Raw genomic sequence first — 19,902 nt, 5'->3', positions numbered from 1 at the left:
ATGTCGTTAGCGAGCTACGCTTTAAGCGAAAAGGCAGGTCCTGTCGTTAGCGCGGTCTAAGCGCGCTAACGTCTTCGCCGCACGTAAAGTCCACTGGACTTTACGTTTGAGCTGCTCAGCGCTCCGAATTGCCTTCGCGCTACGTTCCAAACGCGAAGGCAGGTCGTCGCGCAACGCGCGATTTTGCATTATCCGCACACTATGTTATCTTATTTAAGTTGTCTTTTGTTGTGTGTTTAGCACAATGATTGATGTGGAGAATTCGCCTAGTGGTCTATGGCGCACGCTTGGAAAGCGTGTTGGTGTAACAGCCTCACGAGTTCGAATCTCGTATTCTCCGCGAGTAGGGGTTCTAGCCAGTACTGTTGGTTGGAACCCTTTTTCGTACTTATATACTTTGCACAGCTTTATTTATACCAGCCTTATTTACGCTTAACGCGCAATAAGTGGCGCTACTTGCGATTCGTAAGCGCGCAAAGCCATATCAATCACATTGTGCATATCGTAGTAACTGTACGTTCCCAATCGCCCACCAAAAACAGTGTTCGGCTCAGCAGCTGCAAGCTCTGCATAGCGCGCATACAAGGCTTTATCTTCCTCAGTATTCACTGGATAATACGGCTCGTCGTCGCGAGTTGCAGCGCGAGAATACTCCTGCCAAACAACAGTCTCCCCAGCTTTAACGCTTTTACCTGGCACAAAATCAGCATCGCAGCTAGCAACGCCGCCAGCCTCGCAATCGCCAACCTCCTCGCGCTCTGGATTAAAGTTCTTAAACTCAATCGCGCGCGTAAACGGAACATCAGCATCTGAATAGTTCATAACTGGGCAGCCAAAATGGTCGCTCTCCTTGTAACGCACTTCCTTAAAGTCAACGGTACGCCACTTTAACTCGCCAAGCGCGTAATCAAAATACCTGTCCACTGGCCCCGTATAAACCACTGGCACTCCAGCTTCCGCCAGCGCGCGCTTGTTAAACGGCTGAGACTCGTCGAAAAAGTCCACGCCAAGCGAAACATGAATTAGCGGATTATCAATCATGCGCTGCATCCAAGCCGTATATCCGTCCGTTGGCAAGCCTTCCCAAGTGTCTTTAAAGTAGCGATTATTGTAGTTAAATCGCACAGGCAAACGCTTAATAATTCCAGCAGGCAGCTTAGAAGGATCCGTTTGCCACTGTTTTGCTGTGTAATTCTTAATAAACGCCTCGTAAAGCGGGCGCCCAATTAGGCTAATACCCTTATCGTTCAAATTTTGCGGATCTTTGCCAGCAAACTCCCCCGCTTGGCTTGCAATAAGCGCCTTTGCTTCTTCTGGAGTGTAGTGCGCATGGAAAAACTGGTTAATCGTACCTAAGTTGATTGGCAACGAATACACTTCGCCATTGTGAGTTGCATAAACGCGATGCACGTAGTTAGTAAACGTTGTAAAGCGGTTCACATAATCCCACACGCGCTTATTGCTTGTGTGGAAAAGATGCGCGCCATACTTGTGAATTTCGATTCCCGTTCGCTCGTCAAAATACGAGTAAGCGTTGCCGCCAATGTGATTACGCACGTCAATAATCTCAACGCGAGCGCCAGCGCGTTCTGCAGCCTGCTGAGCTACGGTTAAGCCGAACAATCCTGCTCCAACAACTACTAAATCTGGATATTCTTGCAACTTTGCATTATTTTTTTCGTTCATTTTGCGCCTACTTCATATTTTTGATTTTGTAATCGTAGATTATTTTTTCAAGATTCCTAACACACGCCATAGTAAAACATTGCGCGCGCTGTAAAATCGTAAGCTTTTTAACAGCTGATTTAGCAAATTTTACGTCTTTAGCATAATTTTTTTCGTATATTTTTTGGAGTTCTGCGTCGCTATTTTTTCCGCCATCAAGCGTATTTTCCCCACTTTTCAGCGCGCATCGCTCATACCTCAAGTTTCCAACCATTGTGTAGTAGCTTCTTGCTGGCACAACATTGTGTTCTAAGCATAAATCCCAATTTGCTCGAACGGCATCAATATGATCGTGATAAAAACCTGCGTCTCGCATTTTATGCGTTACGGAATCCGCGCGCTGCAACCAGTAATACAGCACTGCATCCACATGCACAACGCAATTCATGCGCGAGTACAGAACGCTTGCCATTGCCGTGTCTTGCGCAAACTTTCCTTCGGGGAATCGCACTCCATCCCAGATTTCTCGCTTGTACAGCCTGCACCAATTCGCTTCGTTAAAGTAGCGCGCTTCGCTATTTTTGCCGAGCTTGTTTCCGATTATTCTAAATATTTTGCAAAATACAGTTTGATACGCTTTTAGAGGATTTTTTACGATTTTTATTTGAGTCGCGTTCTCTAAACGCTCGGTTGCTGGCGATTTTTCCGCACGCAAGTCACTCGCATCCAAGCCACGCGCACCCAAGCCAGCTTCTTTTTTAATCTGCTCTAAACTACTTAGTCCGAATTGCTGCCATTTCGCTTTGCTCATACTGGCTCCACTTTGCAAAATAGCGTTTAGCAAAATCTCAATATTTTTGCAATCTAGAATATCGTCATTGTCTGCAAACGCTATAAATTCCCCACTCGCTGCATCAAGCCCTGCGTTCTGCGCGCGCGATATTCCGCCGTTTTGTTGGTGTATTACTTTAACTCGCGAATCTTTTGATGCGTATGAATCGCAAATTTTGCCCGAGTCGTCTTTTGACCCATCGTCTACCAAAATCAGCTCTATGTTTTTGTACGTTTGCGCAAGAATCGAGTCCACGCATCCGCTCAAATACTTTGCAGAATTATAAACTGGCACGATTATAGAAACTAGCGGATTTTCGTTTTTAGCGTAATTTTCCATTGCTATCCTTTCAAAACCGCGTTCTGCTCTGCTTTACAAGATGAGATTTTGCTAGATGAGATTTTGCGCATTTGACGAATCTTTTTCTGCCCATCCTTAAATCCGCGTATCATCGCGCGAATCTTAGCAAATTTATTCTTTTCCCACAACGCAACGAAAATCATATCTCGCACAACCGCACGCAACGACTTAGCATACGAATATGTTCCCATTTTGTAGTCCACTACTTGCATATTTCGCGCTATGTAATACTTGCGATTTGCGTTGTGGTTCCACACGATTGGGTGTTTTATAATCAAGTTTATTGAACGCGCTTTGCCGATTTGGTGTTCCATTATAACGTTTTGGCACTCTACGATTTTCCAGCCAGCGCGCGCAAGTCGCCTTGAAAAGTCGAAGTCTACTCCGTCAATTTCTAGCCATTCGTCAAATCCGCCGATTTTAGCCCACGCTTCTACGCTTGTTAAGCTTCCAGACGTTATACATTCGTCTTCGTGGCATTTGCTGTGTAAAATCGTGCCGTCTAAACGGTTTTTTAGCAAAGAGCATACAATTGCGACTTTTGCATTTTTTGCATTTTCAAGATTTCCCTGATTTTCCAGGATTTTCTTGTATTCGCTAATCATGTTGCTTGGCACAACAGAATCGTCGTTAAGCGTTAGCACCCAGTCAAATCCTTGCGATTTTGCCCATTCAAACACTTGCGTTAATGCTTTTGCAAAACCAATATTTTGACTGTTTTTAACTAAAGTCACGTTTGCGTATTTGCTTACAACTTCTTGCAAACTTTTAACATTTTTAGACGCATTGTCTACGATTATTACACGCTCTACTTGACTGCATAGAGCTTCTAAACACGTGCTTACGTCTGTTAAAGTTGGATTATAGGTGATTATTCCAGAACAAATACGCATCTTAGTCCAAACTGCGATTCGTGCTGCTACTATCACTGCGATTTCTCACAGCACTTTCAACACGATTCTTGCTACCACTTTTCACGCAACATTTGCTCGCAAAACCAACAATCAAGTTTGTAAAACGCTTGAGTATTACAGAGAGCACAAGGATCACCGCAAACTCTGCGATTAGCAATCCGTACGCTTGCCAGCGATTAAGCCACACTGGGTATATTACTGTAAACACTTGCATTATCAACACATGGTGTACCAAAAAAATCGGGTACGAATATGCGGATATAAACTTTGTACACGCGCTTAATGGCTTAAAACTTTTAACAAGTTCACCAATATAAGAAAGCAGCAAGAAAGCAAATATTCCTACAATCGTAACGGCAATATTGCCTTGCAAAACGTGCGTTAATTGTTGTGCTGCAAGAATCACAAAAGATACTGCAGCAAGCCAATGCGGAACTTTTTTAATGAACTTTACAAAAATCATGCCAAATACTAATTCTGGCAATCTTGTTGTTAAAAGAATGTCGGACGGCACTCGTGGAATCTGGTAAAACATAAAGAACACAACTGTTACAGCATATAGAGCCAACACAATGCACACAGTTGTTATTGGCATTTTGTTTACGCCAACTCTTAAAAGAGGGAACACTATGTAAAACAGTATTATGAATCCTAAGAACCATTCGCCTAGAATATAAAAAGTCCCTACACCGAATGCAGCAGCATAACCATCCATTCCAAAAAGCGAAAAAATTGCTGTTATTTTATGCCTTGGTACAAAAATATAGCCATTATTGCGAATAAACAGTAAAATATTCGCCACAACAAATGCCACCCAAAACATTGGATACAACGTTTTTGCGCGCTTTGTGTAGAATGTGCGCAAATCAAGACTTTCTCTATCGCCATAGTTGTACATAAGAGCAGCGCCAGAAATAATCAAAAATAGCGATACTCCTAATCCACCAATGTAGATTCCAAACGGTCTATTTACAAAGAACCGCATTGGCTCCAAATACGGATTGTTAAAATGAGTTACAACAATCAAAATCGCAGCTATTGCGCGAATCCAATCCAAATAGAAAAGTCGCGGTTTTCTTGCGCGCGCGCGAGCGCATTTTTGCACGTCTGTATTTACGCTTATATCACTCATCTTCTTTACCTTCACTACCAACGTTACCTTTACGACCAATGTGCACAATTCTTTGAGCTATGTACAAAGTCTTATAAAATACACGTTTTGCCATACTTCTTAACACTCTTAAAGCAGCGTAGCGGAAGCGCTTTCCGCGCATTATTTCTCTACAAGTTTCTTCCAAGTTGCGTCTAATCCATGGCGTGCTCACAGATTTCGTGAGTTCTCGCACATCGAATTCGAGATTCGTCATTTCTATTCGCGCAAAGTGGTCCGAAAATATGTATGCGTCATAATATCCGTTGGCTTGCGGCACATATCCGTATGCTCGTTCTATAAAGTGCAACAACGTTCCGTCTATTTTTAGCGGTTCTGCTGGAAAATCTTCGTAAGTCCACTTTCTATCCAATAGTCCTCGCATAGCTTTTGTGCGGAACCAAAACATTGTGCCAAGTGGAGCTATAGCGTCTTTATTTTCGTCTAGCGGAACGCTAATTCCTAACTTTTTTTCTAGGAACTTCTTTGTGCCTTCAAAGTTTGGACCCCAAGTGTACGTAAATCCTGGGAAGTAGTCTGCGTGGTTTGGCGGCGTTGGCATTGCCATTCCAAGTCGCGGATGCGTTTCAAACAGATTTATAACGTTTTGCACATACTCTTTGCTTGCAAGAATATTCTCAAAGCACTTGTACGCAAAGCCATCGCCTATGCTTCTAGGCGATAATTGCGTAACTTTTTTATCGTGAGCAAAGCATACGTAATCGTACTTCATAAGGTCCGCACCGCCGCCAACTAAAAATGCGCTTACATCTCTACCACGATTTTCAATCAATCGAACATCCACATTATATGGAAGATGTTTCACGCGTTGTTTCACGATTTGTTGATTTTCTTTCGATCCTACAGTTAGGATAATATCCGATCCTTCTGGCATAGATTGCACATATTGAATCGTTTTTTCAAGCAAATCCATGTAATACAAGTGCATGCACAACGCGACTTTTGGCTTAGATGTAGCTGTTGATGAGCTTTCTACAATCTGATTTTGTGGCAAAATGTATCGCAAATGAAGATTCTTCATCAAATCTGCCATATTCATGCTTCGTAAAGCATTTTCCCAAATCAAATCCGTGTTGTAATCCGTGTGGTCACGCAAATACTCGTATAAGTCTAATGCTGGGTTTCCAACGGATTGCGTAGAAACATCGGAGTAATCGTGGAAGAAAGACCTGCGCTTAAAAATCGGGCATCTCTTGTATTCCACAATCTGCCTTGCAGCATACGTTATTGGACCATAAGAATAGCCTTCTAAATCACTCGTATCAACGTATACAGACCACTTGTAACCCTTATCTGCAAATCGCTTTGTAAACACAGATTCATGCAATCCAACCGACTCAAAGTAGCTGTTGATTGGTGGAAGATTATTCCAATAATCCTGAAAATCTTTAGATTGAACAAAGCTTTTTCTGTATGCGTGAAAATGCGATTGAATATGTTCTGGCAAATATCCGTACGGACTGTATCCAAACGGGTCTCCATTAACCTTATGAAACTTTGTTATGCCCCAAAAATCAAGGTCTTTTGCGTTCATAGCGTTAAACATTTCACTAAATGGGTACACAGGACCCATAATTGTTGCGTTAAATAACACTACTTCGTCAAACTTTTCCAACTCTGCCCAACCGTAAGAGTCCATTGCGGTTTTGTACGCCCACACGTCAAAACCTTTGTTTTCGCGCAAAATAAACTTGTTCGCATAGCTTTTAAGCATCGCTTTGCTTGGCTCGTCGATTTTGCCGTTTACTACAATCGCAAGCTCGTTAAAGAATGGTTTGAATCCGTCAAGCAGCGTAGACACATAGTGGTCTGCGTGACCTTGTGCATCGTAAAAGAAGAAAATGCCCAAGCGCTTTGGATTTTCCAAAATCATGTTATCTCCTGATTTACCTTTAATTATCCTTGATTATTCTATTGTGTAATTTTGTAATTTGTTTAATCGCAAATTTATTTATTTCTTAACTTTTACTTATCACTCTTTGGTTTAGTTAAGTTTTTAATCATATTTTTTATCTTTTTTGCAAAACGCTTATAAGCTGGCATCGCATCGTAACGTTTTTGCTCTTCAATTTGCAAACGCTTTTGCTCTTCTTCATATTTTTGTTGATTCACCTGCATAATATGCAAAGACATTAAGTCTACTTGCTCAGCATAAGTTGCGTTCTGTGGGTTATTAAAACTATCTGGTTTAATGTTTCGGTAAACGTTAAGAAGAACATCACACACTGAACCGTGTTTTATTATGCAATCGCTTTCTACAACCTGATTCATAAGGTCTACAAGCTCTTCTAGCACAATCGAGCACGCGCGTTCTAATCCCCATGTTTCAATAACAGCGTTTATTGCTTCTTGAAAATCCTCGACTTTTAGGCGTGTAAAGAACTCATCTTTTACTATTTTTAATCCACGATTATCAAACCATTTTGCAGCTTCTTTAACGGTTTGCTTGTGACTTTTCAGCGCGCAATCGTCGAAAGAATCATTAACAAAAGCACCGTTGGAATCGTTAACAAAATCACCAGCAAAATCGTAAACAGCGCTTACAACATCTTTAACACTTCGTTGTTCTACAGTGAATTTTTCAACGCTTATTTTAGATCTTCCAGAAATTCCTCTGCCAATATGGTATTTAAGCGCGCGGAAAGCTGTTAAGTCTTTTAGCGTTTGAGCAAAAGCTACAATAGCAAAATATTCGTAAGCATCTTCTGCTTTAGAAAGTCGTGTTGAAACTGTTTTTTTGAACGCATCTCTAACTAAATCGCCCTTAAAAAGCGCTGTTATAACATTCCAAGGTGTCCAATGCGGAAAATCACTAGAAAACGTTGATTTAATAATATTATCGCCAGTTTGGTCACCATTATTTTGCGCATACATTTGATCGTAGCTGTATGCAAAATCCTCGTCCGCTTTGCCTTCTGGATGAATAGAAACACCAAAATGCAATATATCTGCAGGATGACTACTAACGTACGAGTAAAGAACTTCGCAAGCTTTAATCTCAATCTCATCATCTGCATCAACAAAAAGAACGTAATCCCCAATAGTTTCCTGAACACCAGTTTTACGCGCAACATGTCTGCCGCAATTATGTTCTTTAGCAATAATTTTTACTCTGGAATCTTTCTTTTCGTAATCGCGCAAAATTTGCAAAGTATTATCTGTACTAGCATCGTCAACAACAATAATCTCAATGTTTTTAAGAGTTTGATTAATAAGAGAATCCATGCACTGCTTAATATACGGTTCTTTGTTGTAAGCAGGAACCACTATGGAAATTGCAGGATTCATATCGTCTCCATTGCACACTAATCGGTAAAACAGCACAAATCATATCTATTGTACTACTAAACGTAATCCTTATAGCTTGTTGAACATGTATAGAATCTTTAGAATCTTATAATACAATTGTAAGTAGCGCATGTAGATTAAACGCATAGAAGGATTGTAGTATGAATCAAGCAGACTCTAGTTGCATTAAAGAATTAAACACTAATCAACTACAAGATTCAGCTACACTCGAAAAATGCGGCAAAAAAAGCAACGCAACTAGCGCAACTGGAGCAATTATAGAAAAAACGTATTCTTTTAACGGCTTTCTTGATTTTTGCAAATCTAATGTTGCAGAACTTGCAATAAGCGCGATTTTCTTGATTATTGCATACGGTCAAAAAGCTTTTTCTAACACTTTTTCTATAGACACAGAAGAGATGATCTCTAGATCTAAGGCTCTTTACAATTCTTGGATTCGCCTAGAACGCTTTGGATTGCTAGCTTTTAAGTACGTTACAGGAAGGTACTGGTATAACAATTCATTAGCTGGAATCTTAATGATTCTTGCACTTTTTGCCTCCGCAACAACATGGGCATATTTGTTTAGCAAAGCGCACAATTTAGGCGCAAAATTCCACCCAGCTTTATTTATGATTCCGTTTATAAGCGCTCCTATTCTTGCAGAAATGCTTGGATTCTTGCTTATGGGAGATGACGTAGCTTGTGCGCTAATGTTTGTTAGCATATCGCTTATGTGTGCGCATAACGCGTACCAAAATCGCAAGCAACTTAAGACTCTTTTAACGTACGCATTAATGGCTCTGATTTTTGCAATTTTTGGTTTTACTCTCTACTTAGCAATGACTACTGTTTTTGTTGCTGGAACAGCCATGATTGCACTAATGATTAAAGGAGACTATGCGTGCAAATTCAAGAACATAGTAAGCTACGTTTTTACGTATATTTGCGTGTTTATAGCAAGCTATGCATGCTATGTGATTTTGAACAAAATTGTTATAGCCGCCAACCACACATTCACAGATCCGTACATTAAAGAACAAATGCGTTGGGGTAAAGACCCTATAACAAAAATCATTCATACTATACTTTCGCATGCAAAAAACATGTATCTAGGAAGAACAATATTCCATAGCGCATTTATAACAATTGCATTAATCTCTTTAGTGTTATTAACTATTGTTCAAGTGATTCGTAAAGAGCTTAACGCTTTTACTATTATTTTTGCTATTGCTATAGTTGCAAGCCCTATGATGATGAGCGTAATACTTGGCACATCTGGAATAGCGCGAACGGAACTAACATACCCGCTTGCTGGCGCTTTTGCATGCATGTATTTGTTACATTACATTACGCAATTTAGTAAAAAGACTTTAACAACGATTATTGCGTGCGTTCTTCTTGCAATTATTGGATTAAGTCAGTCGTTTACAGTAAATCGCTTGTATTACACGGAATACATGACTTACAACCGAGACTATTACATTGCTCAAGATGTTGCTAGAAGAATAGAAGTACTACAAGCAAATCATAAAAATCCGCTTAAAGTAATATTTGTTGGCAATCACATATCGGACTACAATCCTAGCGAATTTAAGTCAGATCAGCTTGAACTTATTGGGCGATCAATGTTTGAGATTGGATTCTCAACTCTTCACGGCACATGGGTAAAAGCTGGTTTTATACGCTCAGCTACTGGATTTAAGATGGAAACTCCTGTATTAGAATCCGCTTATATAAACGCAGAAGAGGCCGTACAAAATCTGCCTTCTTGGCCTTCGAATAAATGCACTACTGTTTTAGATAACAAGTATATAGTCGTAAAATTCTCTGAACCAGTGCAAAATAAGCATTAAGTAGGAGTTAGATATTTAGATATTACTAAATAGTAGTTTCAATCTCGTAACGTGGGCGATGCTTAGATTCCATGTAAATCTTTCCAATGTATTCGCCCACAATGCCGATTGAAAGCATAATCAATCCGCCAATAAACCACATTGAGAACATAACAGAACCCCAGCCAGCAACTGCTTTTCCTTGCAAAACGGAAGCTATTACGTAAACAAATACACATAGCGAAACTAAAATAGACGCGAATCCTGCAAATGTTACAAAACTCAAAGGCTTAGTAGAAAAAGACGTAATGCCATCTATAGCAAACGAAATCATCTTTTTAAGCGGATACTTAGACACACCAGCTTTGCGCTTACCACGCACATACTCAACTTTTGTTGACTTAAAGCCAATCGATGGCACTATACCACGCAAGAAAAGATTAACTTCTTTGTATTCCAAAAGAGCTTTCAACGCATTCTTGCCCATAAGTCTATAATCGGCATGATTTGGAACGGTTTCTGCACCCATCCACTTAAAAACACTGTAAAAAGCTAATGCAGTGTTGCGCTTAAACCACGTGTCTGTTTCTCTAGACGAGCGAACGCCATACACAACCTCGTAGCCTTCCACATATTTTGCAATAAATTGATCAACAACATCAACATCGTCTTGCAAATCAGCGTCCATGGAAATTGCAGCATCGCAACCCGATTTATATGCTGTAGTTAATCCAGCAAGCAAAGCATTTTGATGACCACGATTATGCGCAAGCTTTACACCGCCAAAAAGCGAAGGATTCGACTGGTGTAAATCGCAAATAATATTCCAAGTTGAATCTCTAGAGCCATCATCCACAAAAAGAATACGGCTAGAATTCGAAATAATCTTATTTTCAATAAGAAAAGTAACTTTGCTTAAAAGAATACTAGAAGTTTGCGGAAGAACAGGCTCCTCGTTGTAGCAAGGAAGAACAAAATATATGCATGGACGTTTGCCGTTTTGCAATGTTTCACGCAACGTTAATCCTTTCTAAAAACCATAATTTAGCATTAAAAATCCAGAAAAGTGACGATTTTCAATAACTATTTTAGAAAATCACTCATAATCTTTTGGATTTTGCTATTATCTCCCCAAACTGCTGGAGAATCGTATGGTCTATCTGGGAATGCACCATACTCAAGCGAAATATCAAGATTATTCTCGCGAATGTAGCGCTCAACGCGATCTGCAAGCGAAACAGGCTCCCCCGTGCAGCAATTAATAACGCCATTTACTTTATCTTGCAAAACGGTTGCAGCAATTTGCTTAGCTAACACGTCTACATTAATAAAGTCGTACTTGTTTTTGCCAGTAGTAAACGGAAAAGTCTTCTTGCCATCTTGAGCAGCTTGAAGAAGCTTAGAGAAAATAGAGTTTCCACGAGCGTCGTCGCCCACAATGTAGTACGCGCGAATCCATTGAACAGTAGCGTCATACTCTTTGCCCAAAAGCAAAGTAGCTTCACGCAAAGCGTTCTTAGAAATGCCATACATAGAAGCTGGCTTGCAAGGCGTGTTCTCGTCAATAGCGCCCTCCCAGTAGCCAACTTCGTGCATAGAGCCCATAACGGCAATCTGCTTTAAGCCACCTTGAAGCATAAGACGAATAAAGCGGTAATGGTTCGATAAATCTTCCATGTGAGTGTCTGCAGCATGCTTAAAACCGTTGCGCCAAGCCATGTGCAAGCAAACGTCTGGGGAACCAAGCTTTGTGAACAAATCAGCATCATCGCTAAAAATATTCGCTTCAATACGCGTTGCACGCTCATCAACACCGTCTAAACGCAAGTCGGAAGCAATTACGCTAGCGCCTGCATCTAAAAGAGCTTTAACAACGTGACGACCAATATACCCACCAGCACCAGTAACAAGAATTCGCTTACTCATAATTTTTCAGTTTAGCAGCGTATAAAAACTTTCAAACATGCCAAAATAAATAGAACAAGATAATCACAAAATAATCACATAAAAAGTACATCATAATCAAATTAACAATTAATCTAAAAGCTAAAATTATTACATGTTATGCTGCGTATAACATCACGTATAATATTGCGCATAACTTAACCGAATATTTGACCAAATATTGAGTCAAATATTGAATCAAATCAATCCCCAAATGTAAACTTAACAAAGTTATATGTGCATACACACTGCAAATTTGTAAGAAAGGCAGCGATGACAACAAAGTCTGACGCCATCTATCACCCTGGTAGAAGCAAAGGTCTGATTGACGTTCCAAGATACCTTTATTTACTTGACTTACTTGTAAAAAAAGAAGTACGCATAAGATATCGCGGTTCTTGGCTCGGTATGGCTTGGACGTATGTAAAGCCAATAACGCAATTTGTAGTGTTCTACGTTGCAATGGGGATTTTCTTAGGACTTGGCCGCGGAGGCGGAATTCAAGCCTACCCACTGTACCTTTTTAGCGGAATCATAGTAACAAACTTTTTTGTAGAAGCATTCTCTAATTGCACAAGATCAATACTTTCTAATGCTGGCTTAATACAAAAAATCTATCTTCCTAGAGAGCTATTCCCACTTGCATCGCTACGAGTTGCTTTTGTACACTTTTTCCCACAAGTAATCGTGCTTATAATCGGAGCTTTATGCATGGGGTGGATCCCAGATTTTGCAGGCATAATAGTGGCAATAATCGGATTTATTAGCGTATGCACGTTTGCGTTTGGTCTTGGATTATTCTTTGGAGCAATCAACGTTTTTTACCGAGATGCAGAAAATATTACAGACTTGGTAGCAATGGTTGCTGTATGGCTTGCACCGTGCTTCTACACGTGGCAAATGGTTGCAGCTCACGCACCACGATGGGTTTTAGAGATGTATTATGCAAATCCTATTGCAATAAGCGTTGAAGCATTCCACCGCGGATTCTGGCTAAATGCCACAGATCACACTTTCCAATTTGCAGGATCTTGGTCTTTAAGACTTTGCGAAAGCCTTGTAGTTGCGTTTGCTGTACTACTTATTGGCGAAGTTACATTTAGACATCTTGAAGGCAAGTTTGCTCAAGAAATTTAAGCTTACTAAGATTTGGATTTTACTTTTAAAAGCAGCAGGAGTTATATATGAATAAGTCTTCCAACACACTTCCAGAAGACGTTGTGTTAAGCGTTTCTAACGTTACTAAACGATTCTCGCTGCGAGCAAATCATTCGATTAAAGAGTCGATTGTAAACTTGCTAACACCGCCATCTAAAAAGCACGAGACACAAAACTTTACAGCTTTAAGCAATGTTAGTTTTAATATTAAACGCGGCGAAACCGTTGGACTAATAGGCATGAATGGCTCCGGAAAGTCCACTATGCTTAAAATGCTTTCTGGAGTTATGCAACCAGACGAAGGCGAAGTTTTTGCGCGCGGAAGAATCGCAGGACTAATCGAAGTTGGAGCAGGATTTGCTGCCGACTTAACTGGTCGCGAAAACGTGTATCTTAACGGCGCAATACTTGGAATGACAAAAGAAGAAATAGACGATAAATACCAATCAATAGTAGACTTTAGCGAAATAGAGCCTTTTATGGATACAGAGGTTAAGTTCTACTCTTCGGGAATGTTCCTTAGATTGGCGTTTTCTGTAGCAGCGCACAGCGATCCAGACATTTTCTTAATCGACGAAATTCTTGCAGTTGGAGACGAAGCTTTTCAACACAAGTGCATAACAAGGCTTAAAGAGCAGCAAAAACGCGGGCAAACAATGGTGATTGTTTCTCACAGCGAAGATCAAATTAAGCAACTTTGCTCCCGTTGCATAGTGCTGTCTCATTCGCACATGATTTACGATGGCCAAACCGAACCAGCGTTTAACGTAATGCGCGAAAGCTTAAACAATAAAGCTTAAACGAAAATCTTAAGCAATAAAACTTAAAAAAAAAACATAAACAATAATCAAAACTAAAAAAGGCAAAAGGCATATAAGAGGATATTATGGAAAGCATGAGTAACACAACAAACTTTGAGCCAAAAAACATAATTGTAACTGGCGGATGCGGCTTTATTGGGTCTAATTTTGTGCACTATGTAGTGAACAATCACCCAGAAACACACGTAACAGTATTAGACGCGTTAACATACGCAGGAAATATTGAAAACATTGCAGGATTGCCAGAAGATAGAGTTGACTTTGTGCACGGCAATATTTGCGATGCCGAGCTTTTAGATAAGATTGTTCCAGGGCACGACGCGATTGTGCACTACGCTGCAGAATCGCACAACGACAACAGCATTGCAAACCCAGAACCATTCCTTAAAACAAACGTTGAAGGCACTTTTAGACTACTAGAAGCAGTTAGAAAATACGGGATTCGCTACCACCACATTTCCACCGATGAAGTGTACGGAGATTTGGCATTAGACGACCCAGCTAAATTTACGGAAGAAACGCCATACCACCCATCAAGCCCATACAGCTCAACAAAAGCAGCAAGCGATATGTTGGTACGCGCATGGACTCGCACATACGGTTTGCACACAACAATCAGCAATTGCTCAAACAACTATGGGCCATATCAGCATGTTGAAAAGTTTATTCCGCGACAAATCACAAATATTCTAGAAGGCATTAAGCCAAAGCTGTATGGTCAAGGCTTAAACGTTCGAGATTGGATTCACACAGAAGACCACAGTAGTGCTGTTTGGACAATCCTAACAAAGGGAGAACTTGGAAACACCTACTTGATTGGCGCAAATGGCGAGAAAAACAATATAACAGTTTTGCGCATGATTCTAGAAATGATGGGCAAAGATGCAAACGACTTTGAGCTTGTAAAAGACCGCCCAGGTCACGACCGCCGCTACGCGATTGACAGCACAAAGCTACAAACGCAACTCGGATGGAAGCCAAAGCACACAGACTTTACAACAGGCTTAGAGCAAACAATTAAATGGTACACAGAAAATCGCGCGTGGTGGGAAGGCGCTAAAAGCGCGACGGAAGCAAAGTACAAAGCTCAAGGTCAGTGAATCGTCTAAAAGCTTACAAACTTTGTAAAGTCAGGGTTTGTAAGCTTTTTTAGGTTTGCAAAAGTCAAGTCTGCTTATATGCAGCTTGTATGCAATAGTTTGCAAATCTAACAAAAAAATCTAGTCGCAAATCTAATCAAAAATAAAGAATTTGTAGGATGCTATGGAATTTGAAAAAGAACTAAGCGTTACAAAAACCAATATTCCAGGTTTAATCGTGTTTAATCTTCCAGTACACGGAGATAACCGCGGATGGTTCAAAGAAAACTGGCAGCGCGCAAAAATGACGGCTCTAGGACTCCCAGACTTTGGACCCGTACAAAACAACATCTCGTTCAACGAAAAACGCGGAGTAACCAGAGGCATCCACGCAGAACCATGGGATAAATACATAAGCATTGCTACTGGAGAAGTATTTGGAGCATGGGTAGATTTAAGACCAGGTGAAAGCTTCGGCCAAGTGTACACAACCACACTAAACCCTAGCAAAGCAATCTACGTGCCTAGAGGCGTAGGAAACAGCTTCCAAGCTTTGCAAGATGGCACAGCATACACTTACTTAGTAAACGCACATTGGTCGCTAGAGCAAAAGAAAACATACACTTTTGTAAACCTTGCAGACCCAGATTTACACATTAATTGGCCAATACCTTTAGAAGAATCCGAACGAAGCGAAGCTGACTTACACCATCCAATGCTAAAAGACGCAAAGCCAATGGCGCCAAAACGCACTCTTGTAACTGGATGCAAAGGTCAACTTGGTTGTGCAATACAAAACTATGCTAAAGAGCATGATTTAGAAGGATTTGAGTACGTAGACTTAGATAGCTTCGATATAGCGAATAAAGACGATTACAGCCACTATGACTGGGATTTGTACGGAACGATTATTAACACAGCAGCATACACGTCTGTAGATGGCGCACAAACGCCACAAGGGCGAAGAGCCGCGTGGAATAGCAACGTTAAAGGAGTGGCAAATCTTGCAAAAATAGCGCAAGAACACCACATTACTCTTGTGCACATCTCAAGCGACTATGTTTTTGACGGCACTCAAGAAAATCACAAAGAAAACGAAGATTTTGCACCACTAGGAGTGTACGGCGAAACAAAAGCTGCAGCGGATTCTCTAGTAGCAAACGTTCCACAGCATTATATTATTCGCTCAAGTTGGATTGTTGGGCAAGGACGAAACTTTGTAACGCGCATGATTGACTTTGCAAACCGTTGCAAAAATGGCGAATCTGTTAGCGTTCAAGCTCCAATAGACCAAACTGGCAGACTCACTTTTGCAAGCGACTTAGTAAAAGGCATGTTCCATCTTCTAAACACGCAAGCACAATACGGAACATACAATCTTACAGGATCTGGCAGAATCGCGTCTTGGCACGATATTGCTAAAAAAGTATTTACACAACTTAATGTAGACACAAGCAAAATCGAAGCAAACAGAGTAGACGATTACACGCGAACATCTAATGGTTCTCCTAGACCACACAAGTGCGCGCTTGACTTACAAAAAATCGAGTCCACAGGATTTACGCCAGGCGATTGGGAAGATTTGCTTGAATCTTACGTAAATAGAATTGAACAAAACAACAAGTAAAGGATGTTTCAAAGATGAAAGGCATTATTCTTGCTGGCGGTTCTGGCACACGCCTATACCCACTTACTACCGTAACGTCTAAGCAGCTTTTGCCAGTGTACGACAAGCCAATGGTGTACTACCCTCTTAGCGTGCTTATGATGGCTGGAATACGAGATATTCTTGTGATTTCTACTCCTCAAGACTTGCCGAATTTTGAAAGGCTGCTTGGAAGCGGAGAGCAATTTGGAATCAACTTATCTTACAAAGTTCAACCATCTCCAGACGGACTTGCTCAAGCATTTATACTCGGAGAAGAGTTTATAAACGGCGATTCTTGCGCGCTCGTGCTTGGAGACAATATATTCTACGGAAATGGCTTGGGAGCAATTCTAAAGCACGCTGCAAGCGTAGAACACGGCGCTACAGTGTTTGGCTACTACGTAGACGACCCAGAAAGGTACGGCGTTGTAGAATTTGACGAAAATCACAAAGCCGTTAGCATAGTAGAAAAACCAGAACACCCAGCATCAAACTATGCTGTTACAGGCTTGTACTTCTACGATTCCAGAGTTACAGAGTTTGCAAAACAAGTTAAGCCGAGTGCGCGCGGAGAGCTTGAGATTACAGACCTTAACAAAATGTACTTAGAAAATGGCTCGCTAAACGTTATGACGCTTGGTCGCGGATACGCATGGCTAGACACTGGCACAATGGACTCGCTTTACGAAGCTGGCGAATTTGTGCGCACAATAGAGCGAGCGCAAGGGCTGCCAATCGCAGTGCTTGAGGAGATTGCGTACGAGAATCAATGGATTAGTCGCGAGCGTTTGCTTGAGTCGGCGCAAAAGTATGGCAAAAGCAATTATGGCAAGCACTTAAAGCAGGTTGCGGAAAATCGCATTATTATATCTAAAGATTTGTTTGCGGAGTAAAACGGATTAAAAAGGTTTGTTTGCGATTCTCCATTATTCGCGCGCACTATTCGCGCGGATTATTCACGCGGATTAGTGGCAAATCACAAGCAACCGCACGATAAATAACAAGAGATAAATCACAAAAGACAAGGGGTCAGATGCGTAATGCATCTGGCCCCTTGTTAGGGATAGAAGAAGTTCTTTAATTATACACCAAAGGCGTAAGTTTTGCTATCCCTAAGCGTGCCATTTTCTGAATAAGCTTCAAAATGTGTCCAATAAATCCCTGGTTTAGGATTCCACAATGCCCATGGACCCTTAAATTGGCTTACCCATTGCTTGGCGTTATAATCGTAAATCTTAATAATCGTATATCCCTTAGGATTATTTGTTACAGCTCCCAAAAGAACTCTATTCCCTTGCCAAGCTGCATAAGTGCCAGAAACAACCGTTTTTTCGTCTGCCTCATGCTCAAGAGGATTGTTTACTTGGTAGTGGAAAGCAATTGTTTTAGTTCCAAGAGACTTATAAGTGTAAGCATCGCGAACCTCGCAATGAAGCCAATAATCGCCATTGCTTGTTACCCAAGATGCCCAATTGCCAACACTCCAATCAGAGATTGTACGCCATTGCTTGTTATATAAATCGTAAGAAAGCCAACGATATTCCAAGCGTCTATTCAAATTGCCTGTAACAGCAGCTCCAACAGCAATATCGTTATTACGAATAATCCATGTAAAGTCTACGTTAGTTTGCGTTACTGGAGAATTTGGACCAGTTCCAAATGCGCTAACGTCAACATTTCCATCAATACCAGATATGCAAGCCTTAGACGTGTACTGCCATCCGCGCAACGCCGTTCTAATGTTAAATAGCGGAGTTGCACCGTAGCTAGCGACCCAACTTGCGCGATCGTGAATGTATTGCGAATTAAGCGGGCCTTTCAAATAGTTTGCATATGAGTAAATGCCAAGATTTGTGTATCCTGCGTTATACAACTGATTCCACCAAGACGAAACAATGTTTTGGTAAACATATGGGCTAGTTGGAGCGGTGTGACCAGTCCAAACCCATTTTTCAAGATCGTAGTAAACAGGATAAGAAAGGTCCCCTGGGCTAACGCCTGCACGCCTAAGAAGACTTGCAACGTCTGCGCCCTCGTTAGCGCCATCTTCTGGTTTTTCGGCGTAAGAATACATGTAGATTCCAAATGGAATGCCTAAACGCTTGCACTCTCTAATATTGCGCAAAGCGTATTTATCGTAGCCATTTTCCCATCCGTAGCTAATTCGTATAATCGCGCCTTCTACGCCAGCTGCCTTAGCTGCAGCCCAGTCGATTTCTTTTTGATGTTCGGAAACATCAATCACGCCACTAGCGTTGTATGCGAACAGGCTTCCATTGCCATCGTAAAAGGCCTGAGTTCCGTTGTAGTCTCCCCACCTAGTGCCAAAGCCGTTTGTTGGCAAAGAAATCTTACGCACAGAACCATAAGTTGTATACGTAGATGTTCTAGATTCCAAAGCTTGCGACTCCTGGCTTTTTTCGTTTGAATCAGCTTCTTGGGGATTTTTTTGATTAGAGCTTACAAGAACAACCTTGTTTTTTCTAAGAGAACGCTTATTTTCAACACGCTTTTTGCTAGAAATCTGAGTGTTATTGGTGCTAGAAGAATCAAGATTAGTGACATCTGAATTAGCACTGCTTGAATTAGCACTGCTTGAATTTTCGCGTTTTATCTCTTTTCGCAAATCACCAACAGTTATAGGCGTAAAACGCTCACCGTTACTTTTAGCAAGTGGATCTGGCTGCTTATCTTTAGTTCCAACAAGCTTAGAATCAGTAATAGTTTGGCCAGTTTTAAGTGACTTTAATTCTCCATTATCTGCAATCGCATACTTTGAAGACACAACTTCGTCTTTGTTTGTAAAGGAAGATGCCACTTTTTTAGGCAACTTAGATGCATTACTTGAATTGCCATTAGAAAGCGCATTTAATTGATCTTCTTCAACAGTGTTAGCGCCATTATCTGACAATTCCGCATTATTTGCACCATCTGCAACATCTGCGACTTTGGAAGCAACATTCTTAAAATCCCAACGATTTTCTACCTTAAACGCAGGAGCAGAATTTACAACAAGAGCTGTTGCTACAGAAACTAAACTTGCAATTACACGTACAATAAACTGTCCCAAAATCCCTCCAGACACATGTTTTACGTGTTTAACTGTTACAACAATACCAACATGCGCAAACAGCTTAAAACATGTGTGTACTAAAGCAAGAACGAAATAAAACAGGAATGAAAAGCG

Annotated in this window: 15 protein-coding genes and 1 tRNA gene; 7 read left to right on the top strand and 9 right to left on the bottom strand. The window is 40.9% G+C overall.

The genetic code is table 11. The features are described 5' to 3' along the window. The first annotated feature begins 255 nt into the window (after positions 1 to 255). Positions 256 to 340: transfer RNA gene (locus AC1EKB_RS00175), tRNA-Ser, on the top strand. Between the two features lie 92 nt (positions 341 to 432). Here AC1EKB_RS00175 and AC1EKB_RS00170 read toward each other — a convergent pair. The 6 genes from AC1EKB_RS00170 to AC1EKB_RS00145 all read right to left on the bottom strand — a co-directional run bounded on the left by AC1EKB_RS00170 (position 433) and on the right by AC1EKB_RS00145 (position 8,230). Continuing rightward, complete coding sequence (locus tag AC1EKB_RS00170; RefSeq protein WP_415694638.1) at positions 433 to 1,686, bottom strand: UDP-galactopyranose/dTDP-fucopyranose mutase family protein; 1,254 nt, start codon at positions 1,684 to 1,686, stop codon at positions 433 to 435. Between the two features lie 7 nt (positions 1,687 to 1,693). Continuing rightward, positions 1,694 to 2,836 carry a glycosyltransferase family 2 protein gene (locus AC1EKB_RS00165; RefSeq protein WP_481248492.1) on the bottom strand — a complete coding sequence of 381 codons (1,143 nt, stop codon included), beginning with the start codon at positions 2,834 to 2,836 and terminating at the stop codon, positions 1,694 to 1,696. Positions 2,837 to 2,838: 2 nt separating this feature from the next. Next, positions 2,839 to 3,750 carry a glycosyltransferase gene (locus tag AC1EKB_RS00160; RefSeq protein WP_481248602.1) on the bottom strand — a complete coding sequence of 304 codons (912 nt, stop codon included), beginning with the start codon at positions 3,748 to 3,750 and terminating at the stop codon, positions 2,839 to 2,841. A 1-nt stretch (position 3,751) separates the two neighbouring features. After that, on the bottom strand, positions 3,752 to 4,903 hold the full coding sequence (locus AC1EKB_RS00155) for an acyltransferase family protein (RefSeq protein ID WP_481248491.1): 1,152 nt from the start codon (positions 4,901 to 4,903) through the stop codon (positions 3,752 to 3,754). Then, a complete protein-coding gene (locus AC1EKB_RS00150) occupies positions 4,896 to 6,815 on the bottom strand; it encodes a rhamnan synthesis F family protein (protein ID WP_415694635.1) in 1,920 nt (639 codons plus the stop codon). Before AC1EKB_RS00150 ends, AC1EKB_RS00155 begins: the two co-directional genes overlap by 8 nt. Positions 6,816 to 6,907: 92 nt before the next feature. Continuing rightward, entirely contained in the window at positions 6,908 to 8,230 is a 1,323-nt protein-coding gene (locus tag AC1EKB_RS00145; protein WP_481248490.1) for a glycosyltransferase family 2 protein, read from the bottom strand. A gap of 161 nt (positions 8,231 to 8,391) precedes the next feature. Between AC1EKB_RS00145 and AC1EKB_RS00140 the strand changes: the two genes are divergently transcribed. After that, positions 8,392 to 10,086, top strand: coding sequence for a glucosyltransferase domain-containing protein (locus AC1EKB_RS00140; RefSeq protein ID WP_481248489.1), 1,695 nt, complete (start codon positions 8,392 to 8,394; stop codon positions 10,084 to 10,086). A gap of 25 nt (positions 10,087 to 10,111) precedes the next feature. Here AC1EKB_RS00140 and AC1EKB_RS00135 read toward each other — a convergent pair whose 3' ends face one another. Beyond that, positions 10,112 to 11,083 (bottom strand): glycosyltransferase family 2 protein, encoded by a 972-nt coding sequence (locus AC1EKB_RS00135; RefSeq protein WP_481248488.1) that lies wholly within the window; start codon positions 11,081 to 11,083, stop codon positions 10,112 to 10,114. A 65-nt stretch (positions 11,084 to 11,148) separates the two neighbouring features. Then, a complete protein-coding gene (locus tag AC1EKB_RS00130; protein WP_481248487.1) occupies positions 11,149 to 11,991 on the bottom strand; it encodes an NAD-dependent epimerase/dehydratase family protein in 843 nt (280 codons plus the stop codon). A 291-nt stretch (positions 11,992 to 12,282) separates the two neighbouring features. Between AC1EKB_RS00130 and AC1EKB_RS00125 the strand changes: the two genes are divergently transcribed. The 5 genes from AC1EKB_RS00125 (at position 12,283) to rfbA (ending at position 17,608) form a co-directional block, all read left to right on the top strand. Further along, a complete protein-coding gene (locus AC1EKB_RS00125; RefSeq protein ID WP_481248486.1) occupies positions 12,283 to 13,146 on the top strand; it encodes an ABC transporter permease in 864 nt (287 codons plus the stop codon). A 47-nt stretch (positions 13,147 to 13,193) separates the two neighbouring features. Continuing rightward, the gene (locus AC1EKB_RS00120; protein ID WP_481248485.1) at positions 13,194 to 13,967 is read left to right on the top strand and encodes an ABC transporter ATP-binding protein; all 774 of its coding nucleotides are present in this window, start codon (positions 13,194 to 13,196) and stop codon (positions 13,965 to 13,967) included. 86 nt (positions 13,968 to 14,053) lie between these two features. After that, positions 14,054 to 15,088: a dTDP-glucose 4,6-dehydratase gene (rfbB, locus tag AC1EKB_RS00115; protein ID WP_415694628.1), complete on the top strand. Its 1,035-nt coding sequence runs from the start codon at positions 14,054 to 14,056 to the stop codon at positions 15,086 to 15,088. Between the two features lie 163 nt (positions 15,089 to 15,251). Continuing rightward, a complete protein-coding gene (locus AC1EKB_RS00110) occupies positions 15,252 to 16,694 on the top strand; it encodes a sugar nucleotide-binding protein (protein WP_481248484.1) in 1,443 nt (480 codons plus the stop codon). A gap of 14 nt (positions 16,695 to 16,708) precedes the next feature. Then, entirely contained in the window at positions 16,709 to 17,608 is a 900-nt protein-coding gene (gene rfbA / locus AC1EKB_RS00105) for a glucose-1-phosphate thymidylyltransferase RfbA (protein WP_415694626.1), read from the top strand. 188 nt (positions 17,609 to 17,796) lie between these two features. On the opposite strand, the gene AC1EKB_RS00100 is transcribed toward rfbA, so the two are convergent. Continuing rightward, positions 17,797 to 19,785, bottom strand: a complete 1,989-nt coding sequence (locus tag AC1EKB_RS00100) for a GH25 family lysozyme (RefSeq protein ID WP_481248483.1) — start codon at positions 19,783 to 19,785, stop codon at positions 17,797 to 17,799. Between the last annotated feature and the right edge of the window lie 117 nt (positions 19,786 to 19,902).

The sequence above is a fragment of the Gardnerella sialicivorans subsp. sialicivorans genome, assembly GCF_056746795.1.
Note: the sequence above shows the minus strand (reverse complement) of the source record. Positions and strands in the feature narration are given on the sequence as shown.